19 protein-coding genes are annotated in these 19,020 nt (G+C 60.5%); 12 read left to right on the forward strand and 7 right to left on the reverse strand.

All coding sequences use genetic code 11. The annotated features are described in order from the left end of the window. The first annotated feature begins 207 nt into the window (after nt 1-207). The 3 genes from rpmB to mutM all read left to right on the forward strand — a co-directional run bounded on the left by rpmB (nt 208) and on the right by mutM (nt 1,517). On the forward strand, nt 208-444 hold the full coding sequence (rpmB, locus tag QSJ80_RS02460) for a 50S ribosomal protein L28 (RefSeq protein ID WP_285762679.1): 237 nt from the start codon (nt 208-210) through the stop codon (nt 442-444). A gap of 24 nt (nt 445-468) precedes the next feature. After that, the gene (rpmG, locus tag QSJ80_RS02465; RefSeq protein ID WP_285762680.1) at nt 469-624 is read left to right on the forward strand and encodes a 50S ribosomal protein L33; all 156 of its coding nucleotides are present in this window, start codon (nt 469-471) and stop codon (nt 622-624) included. A 77-nt stretch (nt 625-701) separates the two neighbouring features. Beyond that, nucleotides 702-1,517, forward strand: coding sequence for a bifunctional DNA-formamidopyrimidine glycosylase/DNA-(apurinic or apyrimidinic site) lyase (gene mutM, locus QSJ80_RS02470; RefSeq protein WP_285762681.1), 816 nt, complete (start codon nt 702-704; stop codon nt 1,515-1,517). A 14-nt stretch (nt 1,518-1,531) separates the two neighbouring features. Here mutM and QSJ80_RS02475 read toward each other — a convergent pair whose 3' ends face one another. The 4 genes from QSJ80_RS02475 to rsmD form a co-directional block, all read right to left on the reverse strand. Then, nucleotides 1,532-2,848 carry a hypothetical protein gene (locus QSJ80_RS02475; protein WP_285762682.1) on the reverse strand — a complete coding sequence of 439 codons (1,317 nt, stop codon included), beginning with the start codon at nt 2,846-2,848 and terminating at the stop codon, nt 1,532-1,534. 81 nt (nt 2,849-2,929) lie between these two features. After that, a complete protein-coding gene (gene ggt / locus QSJ80_RS02480; protein WP_285762683.1) occupies nt 2,930-4,669 on the reverse strand; it encodes a gamma-glutamyltransferase in 1,740 nt (579 codons plus the stop codon). Nucleotides 4,670-4,732: 63 nt separating this feature from the next. Then, entirely contained in the window at nt 4,733-5,212 is a 480-nt protein-coding gene (gene coaD / locus QSJ80_RS02485) for a pantetheine-phosphate adenylyltransferase (protein ID WP_285762684.1), read from the reverse strand. 77 nt (nt 5,213-5,289) lie between these two features. After that, on the reverse strand, nt 5,290-5,862 hold the full coding sequence (rsmD, locus tag QSJ80_RS02490; RefSeq protein WP_285762892.1) for a 16S rRNA (guanine(966)-N(2))-methyltransferase RsmD: 573 nt from the start codon (nt 5,860-5,862) through the stop codon (nt 5,290-5,292). A gap of 135 nt (nt 5,863-5,997) precedes the next feature. Here rsmD and ftsY point away from each other — a divergent pair, with 135 nt between their 5' ends. The 8 genes from ftsY (at nt 5,998) to QSJ80_RS02530 (ending at nt 13,077) form a co-directional block, all read left to right on the forward strand. Then, nucleotides 5,998-7,233, forward strand: a complete 1,236-nt coding sequence (ftsY, locus tag QSJ80_RS02495) for a signal recognition particle-docking protein FtsY (protein WP_285762685.1) — start codon at nt 5,998-6,000, stop codon at nt 7,231-7,233. A 298-nt stretch (nt 7,234-7,531) separates the two neighbouring features. After that, nucleotides 7,532-8,218: a cell division ATP-binding protein FtsE gene (gene ftsE / locus QSJ80_RS02500; protein ID WP_285762686.1), complete on the forward strand. Its 687-nt coding sequence runs from the start codon at nt 7,532-7,534 to the stop codon at nt 8,216-8,218. Beyond that, nucleotides 8,199-9,203, forward strand: coding sequence for a permease-like cell division protein FtsX (ftsX, locus tag QSJ80_RS02505; protein WP_285762687.1), 1,005 nt, complete (start codon nt 8,199-8,201; stop codon nt 9,201-9,203). The genes ftsE and ftsX overlap by 20 nt, the downstream gene beginning before the upstream one ends. 155 nt (nt 9,204-9,358) lie before the next feature. After that, complete coding sequence (gene rpoH / locus QSJ80_RS02510; RefSeq protein WP_285762688.1) at nt 9,359-10,213, forward strand: RNA polymerase sigma factor RpoH; 855 nt, start codon at nt 9,359-9,361, stop codon at nt 10,211-10,213. A 204-nt stretch (nt 10,214-10,417) separates the two neighbouring features. After that, a complete protein-coding gene (locus QSJ80_RS02515) occupies nt 10,418-10,792 on the forward strand; it encodes a DUF423 domain-containing protein (RefSeq protein WP_285762689.1) in 375 nt (124 codons plus the stop codon). Nucleotides 10,793-10,955: 163 nt separating this feature from the next. Further along, the gene (gene trmB, locus QSJ80_RS02520) at nt 10,956-11,711 is read left to right on the forward strand and encodes a tRNA (guanosine(46)-N7)-methyltransferase TrmB (protein ID WP_285762690.1); all 756 of its coding nucleotides are present in this window, start codon (nt 10,956-10,958) and stop codon (nt 11,709-11,711) included. Nucleotides 11,712-11,802: 91 nt separating this feature from the next. After that, a complete protein-coding gene (locus QSJ80_RS02525; RefSeq protein WP_285762691.1) occupies nt 11,803-12,369 on the forward strand; it encodes an outer membrane beta-barrel protein in 567 nt (188 codons plus the stop codon). 204 nt (nt 12,370-12,573) lie between these two features. Next, nucleotides 12,574-13,077, forward strand: a complete 504-nt coding sequence (locus QSJ80_RS02530; RefSeq protein WP_285762692.1) for a YHS domain-containing (seleno)protein — start codon at nt 12,574-12,576, stop codon at nt 13,075-13,077. Nucleotides 13,078-13,121: 44 nt separating this feature from the next. Here the strand turns inward: QSJ80_RS02530 and QSJ80_RS02535 are convergent, their stop codons facing one another. Further along, nucleotides 13,122-13,694, reverse strand: coding sequence for a hypothetical protein (locus QSJ80_RS02535; RefSeq protein WP_285762693.1), 573 nt, complete (start codon nt 13,692-13,694; stop codon nt 13,122-13,124). 226 nt (nt 13,695-13,920) lie between these two features. On the opposite strand from QSJ80_RS02535, the gene QSJ80_RS02540 reads away from it, so the two are divergent. Next, on the forward strand, nt 13,921-14,991 hold the full coding sequence (locus tag QSJ80_RS02540) for an OmpA family protein (RefSeq protein WP_285762694.1): 1,071 nt from the start codon (nt 13,921-13,923) through the stop codon (nt 14,989-14,991). 72 nt (nt 14,992-15,063) lie between these two features. Here the strand turns inward: QSJ80_RS02540 and QSJ80_RS02545 are convergent, their stop codons facing one another. Beyond that, nucleotides 15,064-16,989 carry a M1 family metallopeptidase gene (locus QSJ80_RS02545; protein WP_285762695.1) on the reverse strand — a complete coding sequence of 642 codons (1,926 nt, stop codon included), beginning with the start codon at nt 16,987-16,989 and terminating at the stop codon, nt 15,064-15,066. Nucleotides 16,990-17,082: 93 nt separating this feature from the next. Next, nucleotides 17,083-18,987 (reverse strand): ABC-F family ATP-binding cassette domain-containing protein, encoded by a 1,905-nt coding sequence (locus QSJ80_RS02550; RefSeq protein ID WP_285762893.1) that lies wholly within the window; start codon nt 18,985-18,987, stop codon nt 17,083-17,085. Between the last annotated feature and the right edge of the window lie 33 nt (nt 18,988-19,020).

The following is a 19,020-nucleotide window of genomic DNA, read 5'->3' on the forward strand; positions in this document are numbered from 1 at the left end:
CGTTCGGTCAGTGAATTTTGCTGACTGATTGTCCTGACTAAAAAACCGCCGAAAACTTGTTTCGCCCCACGGCTTCTGGTATAAAACGCCGCTCTTTGCGACCGGGCCCTTATTTTACTAGCCCTGTACGCGCTGAATACCGAATTTGAAGTCCCCGTAGCCTCTAACTGGTGCTGCGGGCAGCAAGTGTTTTGAGAGGCTATAACGATGTCTAAGGTATGTCAGGTAACTGGTAAGCGCCCAGTGACTGGTAACAATGTTTCCCACGCGAAAAACCGCACCAAGCGTCGCTTCGTGCCAAACCTGCACACGCACCGTTTCTGGGTTGAGTCCGAGAAGCGTTTCGTGAAGCTGCGTCTGTCCGCCAAGGGCATGCGTATCGTGGACAAGAAGGGCATTGAAAACGTCCTGTCCGAGCTGCGCGCGCGCGGCGAAAAGGTTTAATCGCAGGGCTGAGGAGAAAGAACAATGCGTGAGAAGATTCGTCTGAACTCAAGTGCCGGTACTGGTCACTTCTACACCACCGACAAAAACAAGCGCAACATGCCTGAGAAGATGGAGATCAAAAAGTTTGATCCCGTCGTTCGCAAGCACGTCATGTACAAGGAAGGCAAAATCAAGTAAGCCTGACTTGCACTGCGCACAAAGAGCCCGGCATTGCCCGGGCTTTTTTGTGCCTGCGGATATAGCGAGACCTGATCATGCCTGAGCTACCCGAAGTCGAGACCACCTGTCGCGGTATAGCACCGCACATCACCGGTAAGACCGTACAGCAGGTGATTGTGCGCGAGCCGCGCCTGCGCTGGCCGGTGCCTGCAGACCTGGCACAGGTGATCGAGGGGCAAACTTTGCTATCCGTTTCCCGCCGCGCCAAGTACCTGCTGCTCGAGTTCGAGTACGGTCACGCCATCTGGCATCTGGGCATGTCCGGCAGCCTGCGGATCGTTGCGGCCGACAACCCGCCCATGGCCCACGATCATGTCGACTGGCTATTCGATGATGGCACGGTGTTGCGCTATCGCGACCCACGCCGCTTCGGTGCGTTGCTGTGGTGTGCCGGCGCCCCGGACCAACACGAGCTGCTGCGCCACCTGGGCCCGGAACCGCTGTCGGATGCCTTCAGCGGTGATTACCTGTTCCAGCGCTCGCGCGGGCGCAAGCAGGCGGTGAAAACCTTCCTGATGGATGGCCGTATTGTGGTGGGGGTGGGGAACATCTACGCCAATGAGGCGCTGTTCAAGGCGGGTATTCGCCCCGACCGCGCCGCCGGCCGCATCAGTAGCGCGCGTTATGAACACCTGGCCGGGCAGGTCAAGGCGGTGCTGGCGCGGGCGATCGAGCAGGGTGGCACCACGCTGCAGGATTTTGTCGGCGGCGACGGCGAGCCCGGTTATTTTGCGCAAGAGCTGCTGGTGTACGGCCGCGGTGGTCAGAAATGCGTGCAGTGCGGCAGCGTGCTGAAGGAAACGGTGCTGGGGCAGCGCGCCACTGTGTTCTGCGGGCGCTGCCAGCGTTGATCGAAAGCGGCCTGTTAGCCTTCCGTCAGCAATTTAGCCATGCTTTCGTCAAACAGTGTTTGCAGCTGCAGGGCCGCAGCCTGACCTTCTTTCTCCCCGGGCTCGCCGGGTACGTTTGCACGCGCGGCCACGGTGAATTCACGTCCGCCCTGGTACCCCGGCAGGCACACATGCGCCAGTGACACGGCCTCGTCCGCGGTGCGGGTGCCACTGTAACCCCAGCCGATTTTCTGGAAAACGCGCCACTGCCCATCGGTGGCCTCGTCGAGGATTTTCTTCGCCCACGCATTGCGTTCGGCCGGCGCCGGCGGTTGCTCACCGGAAATCGCTGCGGCCAGTGCGGTGTGCAGCATGGTACCGATGCCCTGCATCATGCCGCCGACCGGGCGGCTACTGTCACTGTGGCCACTGCCGTAAAAAAGTGTGTGGATGTCCGATGACAGCAGACCGGGATGGCGGGTACCGGTGTCGCGCTCGTGCGCGGCGAGGCGTTTGAGCCACTCGGCCTGCGCCAGCAGTGTGGCCGGCTTGTTGCCAGTGAGGCCGCACTCGTCACAGCGATAGGGCTGGTACAGCGGGTCGGTATCACTCGGGCGGAACGAGGATAGTGCGGTGCGCTTGCCGCCGCCCTGCCATATGGCCGGTTCTGGTGCGAGTGGGTCAGCGCCGTAGGCACCGCGTATACGCACGTCGGGATTGGAAAGTTTCAGCCAGTGCTGATGGAACAGGCCGGTGAGGTATTCGCGCCCGGCAGTGTTCACGAAGTAAGTGGCAATGCTGTTGGAGTCACCGTTGGCGGTACCGAAAGGTTCATAGCTGTGGATACTGGTGAGCAAGTCCGCCATGGGCAGCCCGCCAACCGAACTGTTGCCCGGTAATCCCTGTGCGCGCAGTCTGGCCATGGTGCCGGTGATTGCCATGACCTTGGAGCTGCTCCAGGGCTCGTAGAGTTCATCGTAGCTGTTGGCGTTGCCGAGGTAGCGATACGCAGGTTCCGCGCGATTCGGTATACGGGCGAAATCAATCACCAGCAGCTTGCCGTGCCTGGCTTCCTCGCCAAAATAATTCCAGTCCGCGGCGATACGGGATTCCCAGCCGGACTTGTCATAACCCGCCTGGGTGGCATCGCGAAATTTTTCCGGATTCGCAGCAGCCCCGATAATGCAGCTGAGCGGTTGCTGTGAAATATCCGCTGGCAGTGGCGGCGCGCTGCCCATGACTTTTTCGTAAAAGTCGTTGGCATCTGTGCTGGCGGTTACTGTGGCCGCTGCGGTTGTGGCGAGCCCCAACAACAGCATTTTCAGTGCAGTTTTTGCAACGTTTTTTTGCACTGCGAATCCCTCCGTCAATTTCATTTCGCACCGGGATTCGCAGGCTATCACAGGTTTTGTTTTCCTGCCGGAACAAGGCTTTTACTTTCCGCCGGGCACGCCCTCGCGGCGGGTGTCGGCACCGCCAACAAGCATGCCATCCTGCAGTGCAATGCCGTGCAGGCCACTGTTGAGATTGCGCAGGGCAACCTTGTGTCCTTTCTTTTCCAGTGCGGTAACGGTCTCGCCATCGAAATGGCCCTGCTCCAGTGTCACGCCGCGACCTTTTGCAATGATGTTGCCGGCTGCGATGGCTTCAGCCAGCGGCATGCCGTGCACCAGGTGATAGAGAATGGTACGCGAGGTGTAGCCAATGATGGCGGAACCACCGGGTGAACCGATCAGCAGGCGCGGGCTGCCGTCCTTGTTAAACACGATGCTCGGCGACATGGAAGAGCGTGGCCGCTTGCCGCCCTCAATGCGGTTGGCAATGCGTTGGCCGTCTTCCGTGCGCGGCACAAAGGAAAAGTCGGTGAGCTGGTTGTTGAGCAGGAAGCCGCCGACCATCAAGCGGGAGCCGAAGCCGCTCTCGATGGTGGAGGTCATGCTGACGGCATTGCCGTTGTTGTCCACCACTACCAGGTGTGTGGTGGAGGGCAGTTCCGGTGAAGTGGACTGCAGTTTGCTAGTGTCAATTTTTCCGGGTGGCGATGGCTGTGCTTTCTCCGGCGAAATAAGTCGCGCGCGCTTGCGCAGGTATTCTGGGTCCAGCAGCTGCTCGGTCGGTACGGAAACAAAATCCGGATCGCCTACATAGGTGTTGCGGTCGGCGAAGGCCAGCTCGGAGGCCTCGATAAACAGGTGCGTCAGCTCGACGGAACCGGGCTGCATTTTCTCCAGCGGGAAGTCCTGCAGCATACCGAGGATGGCGCCGACAGTCGTCGCGCCGGAAGACGGTGCCGGCGCGCCGCACACGCGATATTCCCGGAATGCGGAACAGGCCGGCTTGCGCATCTTCGGCTCGTAGCCGCGTATGTCGTCCATGGTCATCTTGCCGGGGTTGTGCGGGTCATTGCGCACTGCTTCGACGATCTGCTGCGCCAGCTTGCCGGTATAGAAATCCTCGGGGTCTTTGATCAGGGTGCGCAGTGTCTGTGCATAGGCCGGGTTCTTCAGCAGGTGGCCAATGGGGTGCGGCTTGCCATCGGCATCGAAGAAAAATGCCTTGATCGGCTCGCGCACGGCAACCTTAGGCATCTTCACCAGCAGCTGGTGCAGGCGCGGGGATACGGCAAAACCGTCGTCCGCCAGTTTGAGCGCGGGTTCGAACAGTTTTTCCCAGGGCAGCTTGCCCTGTTCACGGTGCGCCAGCGCCAGTGTGCGGACGAGGCCCGGTACACCAACCGAGTAGCCGCCGATCAGCGCATCAAAAAAGCGTCGCGGCTGGCCGGCTTCGAGGAAGTAATCCTCGTCCACACTGGCCGGCGCGGTCTCGCGGCCGTCGTAGAAACGCAGCGCTTTTTTCTCGCTGGTATCTCCGTCACCGCCATAGGTCAGGATAAAGGCGCCGCCGCCAAGGCCGGAAGATTGCGGTTCCACCAGACCGAGCACCAGTTGTGCGGCGATAGCGGCATCCACTGCGGAGCCACCCTGCTCCAGTATGGCCAGCGCGGCGCTGGTTGCATGCGGGTTGGCGGTGACCGCCATATATTCACTGGCAGTGGCCTGCTTGATCTCGCTGATGCCAGTTGCCGCTTCCGGGTGGACGCTGTCTGACTGCGCGAGCAGAAAAGAGGGCAGTATGGAGAGTGCGGCACCGAGGCCGAGGGAAACTAAACGCACGTTATTGATCCGGTAAACACTGTTTTCACGAGTGTACCGGAATCCAACGTGCGTATCGGAGACTTATTTGCTGAATTTTTCCTGCAGTGCATCGCGTACCACGGGCGGTACAAACTTGCTGACGTCGCCACCGAGCGAGGCAATCTCGCGCACCAGCGAGGACGAAATATAGGAAAGGTGCTCTGCCGGGGTCAGGAACAGGCTCTCCATTTCCGGGGCCAGCTGACGGTTCATATTGGCGAGCTGGAACTCGTACTCGAAGTCGGAGACCGCGCGCAGGCCGCGCACGACACCATAGGCATTCAGTTGCTTGACCAGGTCTGCCAGCAGGATGTCGAAACCGACAATCTCGATATTCGGTTTGTGCCCGAGTACCTGCTGGGCCAGATCGACGCGCTCATCGAGGGTAAACAGCGGTTTTTTCTTGGTGCTTGCCGCCACAGCGACCACCACGTGGTCAAACAGGCGACAGGCCCTTTCTACCAGGTCAATGTGACCGACGGTGATGGGGTCGAAGGTTCCCGGGTAAACCACCTTTTTCATAGATGCGCGCAACCGATTAGCGGAAAGGGGGCGGAATCTTAAACAATTTGCGCGGATTCCACAAAATTAGCGGAATTTTAGCCGTCAGGGGTGCGCAGCAGGCGCATGCAGACCTGGCCGCTGCGCTTTTCCCTGAGCAGCTCCCAGTCCGGCGGCAACGCCATGTCGGTGTGCTTTGGTGACTCGATATAGACCAGCGCATCCGGTGCCAGCCACCCCTGCTGCAGCGCCACCAATGCCTGCTGCCACAGGTCGCCGGCAAACGGCGGGTCCACGAAAACGATATCGAAGGGCTCGGGCGGCTGCTGCAGGAAGGCGCCGGCACTGCCGTTGAATACCTTGCCGTCCTTGCTGCCGAGCAGTTCAAGGTGGCCGTTGATGGCCCGCGCCGCTGCGCGGTCGAGTTCCACGAATTGCACCTGTGCGGCACCACGGGACAGCGCCTCGAGGCCCAGCGCACCGGATCCGGCAAACAGATCCAGGCAGCGCGCGCGTGGCAGCTGCCACTGCAGCCAGTTGAACAGGGTTTCACGCAGGCGATCGCCGGTGGGTCGCAATCCGTCGATGGCGGGGAAAGTCAGTTTGCGGCCGCGCCATTCCCCGCCAATGATACGCAGGACCTGGCTGCCGGCGGCTTTGCCGGGCGGCACTTTGGGGGACTGGCGGGTTTTACGCGGCAAGGTACTCAATCCTGGTAGTGAATCGACCGGTCGCCCGGTGGTAAACTGGCGGCCTGATGACCGGCGCCCTGGCAGCCGGCCCCGCCCATTATCGTTGAACGCCGTATGATTTTTAATTTCTTTCGCAAGAAAAGCGACGAGCCCAAGCCCGCCGACGCAACTGAAGACGAGCAGCAGGTCACGACGCCGGAACAGAAACCGGAACAGGAGCAGCATGCCGGGACGGCAGGTGCGCCCGGCAAGGCAAGTGACGAGCGCCCGGATGAGCCGCCAGCCGACACCCCGGAGCCCGAATCCGCCGAATCAGGGGCTGCTCCCCAGCCAGCAGAGCCAGCACCCCAGCCAGAAGCGGCCGCTGCGTCTGCCGGGGGGCCGGAACAAGAACCGGAGCAAGCTGCCGGCAAGGCCCCGGAACAGGGGGGTGGCTTCTTTGCGCGTATCAAGCGTGGCCTGGCACGCTCGAGCAACCAGTTTGCCGAGGGTCTCGGCAACCTCTTCCTTGGTGCCAAGGAGATCGATGAGGACCTGCTGGAAGAGCTTGAAACCCAGCTGATCCTCGCCGACGTGGGTATCGAGGCAACCTCCGAGATCATCGACAACCTCACCGACCGGGTTTCCCGCCGCGAGCTGGCCGACAGCGATGCGCTCTACGCCGCGCTGCAACAGGAGCTGCGTGACCTGCTGGTGGATGTGGAAGCGCCGCTTGAGATCGACCGCAGCAGGCAGCCGTTCGTGATCCTGGTGGTGGGCGTCAACGGTGTGGGCAAGACCACCACCATCGGCAAGCTGGCCCGCCGCCTGATGGGCGAAGGCAAGTCCGTGATGCTGGCGGCGGGGGATACCTTCCGTGCGGCGGCGGTCGAGCAGCTGCAGGTGTGGGGTGAGCGCAACCAGGTACCGGTGGTGGCGCAGCACACCGGTGCAGACAGCGCTTCCGTGATCTACGACGCGGTGCAATCTGCACAGGCTCGTAATATCGATGTGGTGATTGCGGACACCGCGGGGCGCCTGCACAACAAGGCGCACCTGATGGAGGAGCTGGCCAAGGTTCGCCGGGTGATGGGCAAGCTCGACAATACCGCGCCGCACGAAGTGCTGCTGGTGCTGGATGCCGGCACCGGCCAGAATGCTCTGAGCCAGGCCAGCCAGTTCCGTGATTCCGCCGGCGTGACCGGCATTGCGCTGACCAAGCTGGACGGCACCGCCAAGGGCGGGGTGGTCTTTGCACTGGCACAGAAATTCGGCATACCGGTGCGCTTTATCGGTGTGGGCGAGCAGGCGGAAGACCTGCAGCCGTTCGAGGCCGATGCTTTCGTCAAGGCACTGTTTCAGCGGAACTAAGTGCAGGCCCGCGCCGCCCGATGATAATTTTCAAAACTGCCTGACGGCTTCCTTCTAGGCCCGGCATATGAAGCCTTTCGGCAAATGTTTTGAAAATTATCCTCGCTCGCCGCTTGGCAATTGTGCGTGGCAGCCAGTCGAATTAGCTTCGCGTAGCGATCAAGGGGACTGGGGGAAATAGTTTCAAAACATTTGCCGAAAGGCTTCTTTTGTTTGACATGGAGAGAAGCCGTCAGGCAGTTTTGAAACTATTTACCGCAGGCGCCGAAAGGGGTCTCGGGGGAACATAAAAAGAACAATGATCAAATTCGACAACGTCACCAAACGCTATGAGACCGGCCAGGACGCCCTTGCGCGCGTCAGCCTGGAGATCGGCCGCGGCGAGCTGGTATTCCTGACCGGCCACTCCGGCGCCGGCAAGAGCACCCTGCTCAAGCTGCTGACCGCCATAGAAAAGCCCACCCGCGGCCAGATCATCGTCGGCGGCCAGAACCTGGGTCGCCTGTCACGGGGCCAGGTGCCCTACTTCCGCCGCAATATCGGCATTGTGTTCCAGAACCACCAGTTACTGTTCGATCGCAGCGTATTCGACAATGTCGCCCTGCCCCTGCAGGTTGCCGGCTATGCCCCGCGCGATGTGGCGCGCCGCGTACGCGCAGCGCTGGACAAGGTGGGCCTGCTCAGCAAAGAGCGCCAGAACCCGATTGCGCTGTCCGGTGGTGAGCAACAGCGTGTCGGTATCGCGCGTGCCGTGGTGAACAAGCCCAGCCTGCTGGTGGCCGACGAGCCAACCGGTAACCTGGATCCGGAACTCTCCGCCGAGGTGATGGGCCTGTTCCGCCAGTTCAATGCCGTGGGCGTGACGGTGCTGGTGGCGAGCCACGACCTGGAATTGATCCGGCGCATGCAGCAGCGCGTACTGGCGCTGCAGGCCGGCCAGCTGATTTACGACGGGGTGCCAGCGCATGAACCACAACCGGCCTGAAACCAGCCGCCGCGAGACGGCGGAGCCAAAGCTGCGCAGCGGCGCTTCTACCGCCGGGATCACGGCGAATGACCGTCTGCGTGGCTGGTTGCTGCATCACCGTGAGATGGCAGCGGAAGCCTGGCGCCGGTTTATGGCCGCGCCGCTGTCCAGTGCCATGACCTCACTCGTGATTGCCATTGCACTTGCACTGCCCGCCGCGCTCTACGTGGGCCTTGCCAACTTCCAGCAGGCGGTGGCCGGTTGGGACGGCCAGCCGCAAATCTCCGTTTTTATGGACAAGCGCGCACGGCCGCAGGCCTTGCAGCAGTTTGCCGGGAAACTGGAGGCAGACCCTCTGGTAGCAGAAGTGCAGGAAGTTACCCCGGAGCAGGCGCTGGCCGAGTTTGAGGCCCAGTCCGGCTTCGGCGACGTACTCGACGGCCTGCAGGAAAACCCGCTTCCCACTGTGTTCCTGTTGCGCCCGGCCAGCGCCAACCAGGCAGAGCTGGAAACGCTGGCCCAACGCCTGCGCGACAGCGCGTTGACTGACTCAGTGGTTCTGGACGTGGCCTGGGTTCAGCGCCTCGCGCAGCTGACAGCCCTGGCGCAGCGGTTACTGCTGGGGTTTGCCGCCCTGCTGGCCGTGGGTGTGGTGCTGGTGGTGGTCAACACCATTCGCCTGCACATCGAGAGCCGGCGCGACGAGATACTGGTGGTCAAGCTGGTCGGCGCCACCAATGCGTTCGTACGCCGGCCGTTCCTTTATTCCGGTTTCTGGTACGGCCTGACTGGCGGCCTGGTGGCCTGGGGTCTGGTGATGCTGGGGCTGGCGCTGCTGTCCGGCCCCGCGCAGGACCTGGCACAGAGCTACCAGAGCAGCTTCGAATTGCGCGGTATGGGAGTCACCACCATGTTGCTGCTGGTGGGCGGCGCCGCCATCCTCGGCCTGCTCGGGGCCTGGGTTGCGGTCATGCGGCATATTTCCGGCATAGAGCCGCGCTAAATGCGCATGAACAGGCGGTCAATCCCGCAGGGAACCCTTCCTGCGCCACAGGGTCAAACCCTGTGATGGCGGGACTTGTGCGCCAGAATCGGGTCTTGGCCGCGCCGGGTGGCACTGCTAGACTAGAGCCCAGTTTGAATAGGAGTAATGCCTTTATGGGAACCAGCTTACAGCCAGTTGATGTGCTTTCACCGGGTGCAAACCTCGGGGCGTACATCCAGACGGTGAGCAGCTTCCATGTGCTTTCCGCAGAGCAGGAAAAGCAGCTGGCAGAAGATCTGTATTATCGCGAAGACCTGGATGCGGCACGCCAGCTGGTGATGTCACACCTGCGCTTTGTGGTGCATATCGCCAAGTCCTACTCCGGTTACGGCCTCAATCAGGGCGACCTGATCCAGGAAGGCAACGTCGGCCTGATGAAGGCGGTCAAGCGCTTCAACCCGGAGAAGGGTGTGCGCCTGGTGTCCTTTGCCGTGCACTGGATCAAGGCTGAAATTCATGAATTCATCCTGCGCAACTGGCGCATCGTCAAGGTGGCTACCACCAAGGCGCAGCGCAAGCTGTTCTTCAACCTGCGCGGCCAGAAGAAGAAACTGGCATGGCTGACCCACGACGAGGCCAAGGCGGTTGCCGAGGACCTGAACGTCGACCTCAAGCATGTGCAGGAGATGGAAGGTCGTCTGTCGGCTTACGATGCATCTTTCGATGCCGGTGCGGATGACGATGACGACACCGCCTACCAGGCGCCAGCCCACTACCTGGAAGACCGCCGTTATGATCCGGCCGCCCAGCTGGAGCAGGACAACTGGCAGGAAACCAGTCTCGCCAGCCTCGCTGAGGCCATGGAGCAGTTGGACGATCGCAGTCGCGACATCATTCAGTCCCGCTGGCTGACCGAAGACAAGGCCACGCTGCACGAGCTCGCCGGCAAGTACGGCGTTTCCGCGGAGCGTATCCGCCAGCTGGAAAAGAACGCCATGAAGAAAGTCCGGGTGGCGATGGAGGCCTGATAGCCGCCCCGCCCGTTCTGAAAAGCCGTGTTTCGACACGGCTTTTTTGTTTTTGTGAAATGGACAGCGTACGAGCCGGGGGCAGGCTTTCGTTTTCAAAACCGTCGCGACAGGGATGTCGCGATCGGAGCTACACGGACGTATTCATGCGTTTTTGAAAACGGAAACCTGCGCGCGGTGCTGATGGACCAGATGGAGCCTCCAGTGGCAAAACTCACCCTTTTACTCGCAGCACTGTTCGGCGCCACCGGCGTCGCACTCGGCGCCTTAGCCGCCCATGGCCTCAAGGCAAAGCTGGCGCAAAACCTGCTGGAGGCGTTCAAGACCGGCGTACACTACCAACAGGTGCACGCGCTGGCGCTGCTGGGCATAGGCCTGCTGGCGCTCCATGTCGGCCAGAGCCGTGCATTGTCGGTATCAGCCAGCATGATGGTGGTTGGCATTGTCTTTTTCAGCGGCAGCCTTTATTGGCTGGCGCTGGGCGGGCCGCGGTGGCTGGGGCCGGTAACGCCACTGGGCGGCACCCTGCTGATCGGTGCATGGATTGCGCTGGCGGTTGCCGTGCTGAAAATTCCCTAAACTACGAGGCGGCGCCGGCGGTATTCCCTTGCGAGACACGCCGTGAATACATCCCTGTAGGCTCTTCGTCAGTCGGGGTGCCGCATCAGTCCATGCGGCCGAAGGTCTCGCAAGTGAGCTTCCGCCACGCCGCATCAGCTCTTAAGAAAAATTCTGAAGTACCATGAACGAAAATCCGAAACAGCCCCAAACAGACGACCAGGACGAGAGTCCCTATAAAATCGAATACAAGCGCAAGGATATCCGCAGTTTTGTGATCCGCGGCGGTCGCATCACTGGCGCGCAGCGAAATGCGTTCGATCGTTACTGGGCCGAATACGGTCTGTCCCTGTTTGACGGCCCGCTCGACATTGAGGCCACATTCGGGCGCAAGGCGCCGCTGGTGCTGGAGATCGGTTTTGGCATGGGCGACTCGCTGCTGCAGATGGCGCAGAATGAGCCGGACAAGGATTTTATCGGTATCGAGGTGCACCCACCGGGTGTCGGCCGGCTGCTCAACAGTGCCGGCAAGGAAGGCATCAAAAACCTGCGCATCTATATGGCGGACGCCACCGATGTGCTGGAGGACTGCATTGCCGATGCGTCTCTCGATCGCTTCCAGCTGTACTTCCCGGATCCGTGGCACAAGAAAAAGCACCACAAGCGCCGCATTGTGCAGCCGCCGTTTATGCAGCGCATCATCGCCAAGCTCAAGCCGGGCGGCATGGTGCATATGGCCACAGACTGGGAAAATTACGCCGAGCATATGCAGGAAGTACTGGAGCCCATAGCGGAACTGGAAAACACGCAGGGTACAGGCAATTTTGCCGAGCGCCCTGACTTCCGGCCGGAAACCAAGTTCGAGCGCCGCGGTGCGCGCCTCGGCCATGGTGTCTGGGACCTGCTGTATAAAAAAAATCTAGCGTCACATCCAGGGTAACCATGGATGCCGGACCCCGGTGCCAAACACAGCTGCTAGACTTAAATGCCCCAGAAAATAACCGGATGCATAACGCAGGGAGCCGGGCAGTATGAAACGCATGGTTGCCGCGCTGGCGCTGTATTTACTCGCCACGCCGGCATTGTCGGAAGACAAGGATACCGTCAGCCTCTATTTGAACACCGGCACTTATTTCTTTGACTCTTCACGCCCCGAAGAATTTGTCGGCGATGACTTCCCCAACGACAGCTACGCAGACTCGACCGGGATCGGCATCGGTATCGGTTACAACATCACGGAGCACTGGAGCTTCGAGGGATATTACAGCCGCTTCGATACCGACCTGAAGGATTCCGGTATCGATGTGCGTGTCGATGTCTACCACCTGGATTTCATGTACAACTTCCATCGATGGCTCGATTGCTGGACACCCTATGTGGCATTCGGCCTCGGTGAAACCTGGCTCGATGGCGAGTTGAATGAAGAGGATCGCTCGCTGCAGGGCAATCTGGGTATGGGGCTCAAATTCCACAGCGGCAACCGGATCCAGTATCGTTTCGAAGTGCGCGGTTATCGCGATGACGATTTTACCGATGCCAGGGTCACGTTTGGCATCGGCTACCTGTTTGGCGGCGACGACTGGCGTTACCACAACTAGGGCATGGCTTCATTGGTGCGCACCATCTGGTGCGCAAGTGCCAGTTGCGGGCAGTTTCTTCGCCGGATCGCCTCCTCCTGTCTCATCTGCTTGCCAGCGGCTGAACTAATTCAATACCCTCTACTCAAAGCATCAGTTTCATAACGACAGTCTTAAAACAATAGTCTTACAAAAACAATCTGAACTGAATCTCGAGGGTGCTCTATGTTTCAACGGACTGCTATTGCTGTACTCCTGCTCATCGCTTGCCAGTCGACCCTGGCGAATGACGCCAACGCGGTAACAGATTCCGGCGAGACTGTGGCCATCCCTGCCGATGCCAATGTCTATTCCCATCTGTTCCGCGATGCCCTCAAGGGTGCCGATGTAGTCGCCTATTACAGTCTCAAGCCTGGTGAGAAATCCGTGAAAGGTTCATCGAAAATTACTTACGACTGGGCCGATGTCACCTGGCGATTTGCATCTGAAGAAAACCGGGACCTGTTCGCAGCCGACCCTGAAAAATTTGTGCCGGCTTATGGCGGTCACTGCGCCTACGCCATGTCGCGGGGCTTCGAAGCGCCCCCGCGCCCGGATAGCTGGAAAATTGTCGATGACCGCCTTTACCTGAACAACAATGACAAGTCGCTTGAGATCTGGGAGAGAGATATGGTGGGCAATATCGAGGAGGCCGACCAGAACTGGGTGGAAATGAATTCTGCAGATTAATACCGGGAAGCGGCGCTGCACTGCAGCGCCCTGATACTGTTCGGCTATTGACTGTTTTCTACTTCCAGTTCGATTTCCTCCTCGATTTCCTGCTCAATTTCGACATCCCTCATGCCTTTCCCGGATAGGCCTCCGAGTATCCGCACCTTGCGGCCATCGAGATCGATATCGGACAACGCCTCCTGAATTGCACGCTGCTGGCCCTCGTTGAGGCCGCGGGCTATCACCAGGATGTCATCAGCCTCGCCGCGCTGTTTCAAAATGATTTTGCGCTTTTTGCTCTGCTTCTTATGCATGGCATGGCGATCGGGAATGCGGATAGTCTCGCCCGCAACGACAATTGCGGTTACGCCGCCCGACTTGCTGATCTCTACCGGATCGCCATCAACATCAAGGGTCTTGCTTTCCCCTTCGGCAAGTTCTGGCAGCTCAAAAATTTTCTGGCTGCCGTCTACATTGACAGTAACTTTGGTTGCCTGATCGGATTGTTTCTCCACCCGGACATCGACGTTTTTTTCCATGTCGGTTTTGGGGGTGTCAGCGCGGACAGTGTTATAGGCCAGGGCGACCAGCACGAATGCAGCCAGCAGAGCACGTACGGATGTAGCAGTTTTCACAGAGCGACTCCTGTTATTGGAATTATTGGGGCCGCAAGCAGGTTGCGGACCGGACACTTTGCTTCGCTCATCCAACGATACGATGCTTTGTGCAGGACGGCAATGCCAGTTACGAACCGCAGGGTTTTCGACGTACGTGCAGATCGAGCCGGACTGATAGTCTTTTCCTTATTGTCCGCATAAAATAAAAAACAATTCTCCACAGTCCACAAGGAAATGGAACAAGATGAGAAAGCTAAAAGGATTTAGCGCCCTGCTGCTGTCTGCTTCGGTTGCAGTCGCGGTACAGGCCCAGGAAACCCACCAGGCAGAAATTACCGGCATGGTTGGATGGGACTTTATCGACAGTGATCGGGATCTGGAAAACGGTGAAACCGCCAGCCTGGGATTTGGTTATGTCCTGAACGAAGACTGGACGGTGGAAGCCTTTGCGCAGTGGCTCGATTCCGAGCACGATGACACCGGCTTCGATGTGGACGGACGCCAGTACCGTCTCGATGCGCTTTATCACTTCGCCCCGAGCGGCGACCAGGGCCAGTGGCGCACGTTCGTGTTGTTCGGCGCCGGCGACCAGAAGTTTGAATTCGGCTCGGCAAGCCGTGACCACGATGAGACGTTTGCCAATGTCGGCCTCGGCTTCAAGTATCGCCTGTCCAGCTGCTGGCAGCTGCGCGCTGATGCCCGCACCCTGTACAGCCTCGACGAAGAGGATATGGATTTTGGCCTCAACTTCGGTATCAGTTATCTCCTTGGCGCGCGTGCACCGGCCCCGGTTCCTGTCATGCCTGCACCTGTGCCGGCACCAGCACCCGAACCGGTGGTGGAGCAGGATTCTGACGGAGATGGCGTGCCCGACCGGGACGACAAGTGCCTGAATACCCCTTATGGATCGAAGGTGAATGCCGAGGGTTGTGTGCTGGTGCGGGCGCGGGACATCCGTTTCGACCTGTCACTGCGCTTTGCCCACGACAGTGATGTGATCGAATCCCACGACCCGGCAGATGTGCAGCAGCTGGTCGAGTATATGGAGCGCTATGGGGAAGCCCGCATTGTGGTGGAGGGGCACACCGACAGCTCGGGCTCGGCCGCCTACAATAAACGCCTGTCCGAGCGCCGCGCGGCGGCAATGGTACGCCTCCTCACCGGCCAGTATGGTATCGACCCGGCGCGCCTGTCATCGGTCGGCTATGGGGAAGAGCGCCCCATTGCGGACAATAGTACCGAACAGGGCCGTGCTGCCAACCGCCGCGTTGTGGGTAAGGTTGCTGTGACGGTCGAGGAGCCGGTCACCGAATAAAACGGGTGCAATAAAAAACCGCGGCGGGAAATCCGGCCGCGGTTTTTTTATGCCTGCAGGAAAGCCTGCGGGTTATTGGTCGTACACGATCTGGCTGTTCACCTTGACCGACAACGGGTGGTAGCCGCCCTTGGCTTTTTCGAAGATCTCCTGTGCGAGCTGTTGCTGGCCACTCTCAACCAGGGCGCGGTACAGCGGCCGCAGGAATTTATTGCGGCCGATACTGGTGAGGAAGTCCTCGAGGCGCTGGTAGGCGGGCTGATACTGGTTGCGCACGGCAATCTTCAGCCAACTGGCTGCCACCTCATTATTTTTCACTGCGGTCAGGTCGAGCGCCTTGTCCAGGGCGGCGAGCTGCTCGCTGCTGAGTTTCTCCGGCATGCCGTCCAGGAAAACTTTCCAGTGGTGGAAGGTCCATCCACTGGTGTCGATCGCATCGGCCGCCAGTTTTCCATCGAGCCATTGCGCGCGCTGCTCCTCCACCGGTACGAAGGCATCCGAGCGTGGCTCCGGTGCACCGGCGGGCAGGCCCGGTTTGAAAATCCACTCCTCGATACGTGCGCGGTCCAGCTTGTCGGCGTGGTCGGCGAGCAGGGTCTTGTCGAGGTATTCGAGAAAGTCCTCGGTGGTAATGCTCTTGAAGGCAAAGTGATCGAAGTAACCGAGCAGGAACTGGTCAAATGCCTCGCGACCAATTTTGTTTTCGATCTCGTACAGGAACAGTGAGCCTTTCTCGTAAGGGATGTTGGAGAACACTTCGTCGGGGTCGCGGCCGCGCAGGTCAATCGCCATGATTTCATCGCGGTCTTCCCTGTCCTTGATGTCTGCCAGCAGGTCGTCGTACCCCATGGCCATTTCCATGCGGTAGCGATCGTTACCAAAGACGAATTCCATAATCCGGTTGGTCAGGTAGGTAGTGAAGCCCTCGTTCAGCCACAGATCGCGCCAGCTGGCATTGGTGACCAGGTTGCCGGACCAGGAGTGGGCCAGCTCGTGGGCGATGAGTGCCACCAGGCTTTTGTCACCGGCGATGACAGTGGGGGTAATAAAGCTCAGGCGCGGGTTTTCCATGCCGCCAAACGGGAAGCTCGGTGGCAGGATCAGCAGGTCGTAACGATCCCAGCGGTATTTGCCGTAAACCTTCTCTGTGGCTTCCAGCATGTCCTCGGTATCCTCGAATTCCCTGACTGCGGCTTCCAGCATGGAGGGCTCGGCCCAGACGCCGGTCCGTGCGCCCATGGGTTTGAATTCGAGGTCGCCAACCGCCAGTGCCAGCAGGTAGGAGGGGATTGCCTGTGGCATGGCGAAGTGGTATTCGCCCGCACTGCTCTTCTCTTCGTTCAGCTCCGCACTCATGACGGCGCGCAGTGGCTCCGGTGTGCGGATTACCGCCTCATAGCTGAAGCGTACCTGCGGGGTGTCCTGGATGGGAACGAAGCTGCGTGCGTGGATCGCCTGGGCCTGAGTGAACAGGAAGGGGTGCTGCCTGCCCGCAGTCTGCGCCGGCGTCAGCCACTGTACGCCGGAGGCGCCCGGTGCGGTGGCGTATTCGATACGCACGCTGCGCGCGCCGTCCGGGACTTGTACCACGAGAGCGGCGCCCAGGTGCGGGTCGGCGGTTTTCAGTTCAAAGCTGGTGTCCTGCCAGTTGTCGCCCTGCAGTGCCTGTGCCAAACGGATATCCAGGTCGCGCGTATCCAGGCGCAGTTCCGTCGCACCGGCAGCCTTTTTCTCCAGCTCGAGTGTGGCGGTACCGGATAATTCTTTTTGCGCAAAGTCGACCGCCAGGTCCAGCGCCAGGTGCTGGACCCGGAACTGGTCCGGATTGGCAAAGGAATGGTAGTCGACACCGGACTCGGGCAGGTCTCCGGAGGCTTTCGGGCTCTCAACCTTTTGGGCGGGCGTCGCTTGCGGGGCGGTTTTGCCGGTTTGCGGATCTTCTGGCTGGGAGCATCCAGCGACCAACAGGGCCGCGGTGATCAGCAGGGGGCGTAACATAAATGACTCTCCGATCATGTTTTTGCCACAGCATAACCGATGCCCCCCGCACAGCAAGTGAACCCCCCGACAGTTATGCGAAATGGGGCGGCGCTAGCCAGCGCGCAGCGACTCGACCTGCTCGGAAACCTCCAGCCACTCCATCTCTGCAGTTTCCAGTCGCTCGCGCCAGGTGTCCTGTTCCCGCGTCAGGGTCACCAGCTTTTCCCGCTGACTACCACTGTAAAGCGCCTCGTCCGCCAGTGCCGTCTCGACCCGGGCCAGTTCCTTTTCTGCTGTGGCCATCTCCGCTTCCAGTTTTTTCAGGCGGTTGGTCAGCGGCTTGAGCTTCTCCCGTTGTGCCGCTGCCTGCTGCCGCTGTGCGCGGCGGTCGATGCGGGGCGCCTCTGTGTCACCAGTGGCCTCAAGGGTGCTTTCCTGGGCGCGGCTGCGGCGCCGGTGATCGATCAGCCAGTCGCGATAGTCATCGAGGTCACCACTGAAAGGGGCGACCCGGCCCTCAGCCACCAGCAGGAATTCGTCCACGGTGTTGCGCAGCAGGTGGCGATCGTGGGAGACCAGCACCACCGCGCCTTCGAATTCCGCCAGCGCCACGGTGAGTGCGTGGCGCACCTCCAGGTCGAGGTGGTTGGTGGGTTCGTCCAGCAGTAACAGGTTGGGTTTCTGCCAGGCAATCAGCGCCAGTGCCAGCCTGGCTTTCTCGCCGCCGGAAAAACTGCCCACGGCCTCGAACACACGATCGCCGATAAAGCCGAAGCTGCCGAGAAAATCCCGCACCTGCTGCTCGCTGGCATCGGGGGACAGGCGCTGCACATGTAATACGCAATCGGCACTGCTATCGAGGGCCTCGAGCTGGTGCTGGGCAAAATAGCCGATACGCAGGTGCTCGCCGCCCTGCAGGCTGCCGCGCAGCGGTGACTGTTCACTGGCCAGGGTCTTGATCAGGGTCGACTTGCCGGCGCCGTTGGGGCCGAGCAGGCCGATACGCTGGCCGGGCCGCAACGCCAGGGAAATATTGCCGAGCACGACATTGTCCGCATAGCCGAGGTCGGCCTCGCGCAGGTCGAGCAGGGGGTTGGAAGTCTTGTCGCTCGTCGGCAGGGTGAAGTGAAACGGCGAATCCACATGTGCAGGGGCAATGTCTGCCATCCTGTCCAGTGCCTTGAGGCGGCTCTGGGCCTGCTTCGCCTTGGTGGCCTTGGCGCGGAAACGGCGCACGAAGTCCTCCATATGTGCGCGCTGAGCCTGCTGCTTCTCGTACTGCGCCTGCTGCTGCGCGAGGCGCTCGGCCCGCTGGCGCTCATAGCTGCTGTAATTGCCCGCATAGGCCACCAGGGTGCGGTTGTCGAAACTGACGATGCGCCCTACTACCGCATCGAGGAAATCGCGGTCGTGGGAGATGATCAGCAGCGTACCCGGATAGCGCTGCAGCCAGCTTTCCAGCCACAGGGTGGCATCCAGGTCCAGGTGGTTGGTGGGTTCGTCCAGCAGCAACAGGTCCGAGGGGCACATTAGCGCGCGCGCCAGATTGAGGCGGATACGCCAGCCACCGGAAAAGCCCGACACCGGCCGCGACTGGTCGGCCGGGGCAAAGCCGAGCCCGTCCAGCAGCTGTGCGGCCCGGGCCTCTGCGCTGTAGCCGTCGATCTGTGCCATGCGCTCGTGCAGCAGCGCTTCTTCGCTGCCATCGAGAGCGTCTTTCTCCAGCGCTGCCTGCACGCGCCGCAGTTCCGTGTCACCATCGATGACATAGTCCAGCGCACTGCGGTTGCTCGCCTCAACCTCCTGGGCCATGTGTGCCAGGCGCCAGCCGGCCGGTACCTGCAGTTCGCCGCCGTCCTGCTCCAGTTCACCCAACAGCAGTTTGAACAGGCTGGACTTGCCGGCGCCGTTGGCGCCGATCAGCCCGATCTTGTCGCCGGGGTTGATGCGCAGGTCCGCACTACTGAGTAACTGGCGGCCACCGCGTAGCAGGGACAGGTTCTGGATTACAATCAAGGGCATACCTCTGTCGGGTCTGCGGGCGCTCCC

This window comes from Biformimicrobium ophioploci (genome assembly GCF_030270605.1).
Classification (GTDB): domain Bacteria; phylum Pseudomonadota; class Gammaproteobacteria; order Pseudomonadales; family Cellvibrionaceae; genus Biformimicrobium; species Biformimicrobium ophioploci.

Excerpts from the sequence above, each read along its gene's own strand:
- rpmB (WP_285762679.1), top strand. The coding sequence starts at position 208 with ATGTCTAAGGTATGTCAGGTAACTGGTAAGCGCCCAGTGACTGGTAAC.
- rpmG (WP_285762680.1), top strand. The coding sequence starts at position 469 with ATGCGTGAGAAGATTCGTCTGAACTCAAGTGCCGGTACTGGTCACTTC.
- mutM (WP_285762681.1), top strand. The coding sequence starts at position 702 with ATGCCTGAGCTACCCGAAGTCGAGACCACCTGTCGCGGTATAGCACCG.
- coaD (WP_285762684.1), bottom strand. The coding sequence starts at position 5,212 with ATGAAAAAGGTGGTTTACCCGGGAACCTTCGACCCCATCACCGTCGGT.
- ftsY (WP_285762685.1), top strand. The coding sequence starts at position 5,998 with ATGATTTTTAATTTCTTTCGCAAGAAAAGCGACGAGCCCAAGCCCGCC.
- ftsE (WP_285762686.1), top strand. The coding sequence starts at position 7,532 with ATGATCAAATTCGACAACGTCACCAAACGCTATGAGACCGGCCAGGAC.
- ftsX (WP_285762687.1), top strand. The coding sequence starts at position 8,199 with ATGAACCACAACCGGCCTGAAACCAGCCGCCGCGAGACGGCGGAGCCA.
- rpoH (WP_285762688.1), top strand. The coding sequence starts at position 9,359 with ATGGGAACCAGCTTACAGCCAGTTGATGTGCTTTCACCGGGTGCAAAC.
- trmB (WP_285762690.1), top strand. The coding sequence starts at position 10,956 with ATGAACGAAAATCCGAAACAGCCCCAAACAGACGACCAGGACGAGAGT.
- QSJ80_RS02525 (WP_285762691.1), top strand. The coding sequence starts at position 11,803 with ATGAAACGCATGGTTGCCGCGCTGGCGCTGTATTTACTCGCCACGCCG.
- QSJ80_RS02530 (WP_285762692.1), top strand. The coding sequence starts at position 12,574 with ATGTTTCAACGGACTGCTATTGCTGTACTCCTGCTCATCGCTTGCCAG.
- QSJ80_RS02540 (WP_285762694.1), top strand. The coding sequence starts at position 13,921 with ATGAGAAAGCTAAAAGGATTTAGCGCCCTGCTGCTGTCTGCTTCGGTT.
- QSJ80_RS02545 (WP_285762695.1), bottom strand. The coding sequence starts at position 16,989 with ATGTTACGCCCCCTGCTGATCACCGCGGCCCTGTTGGTCGCTGGATGC.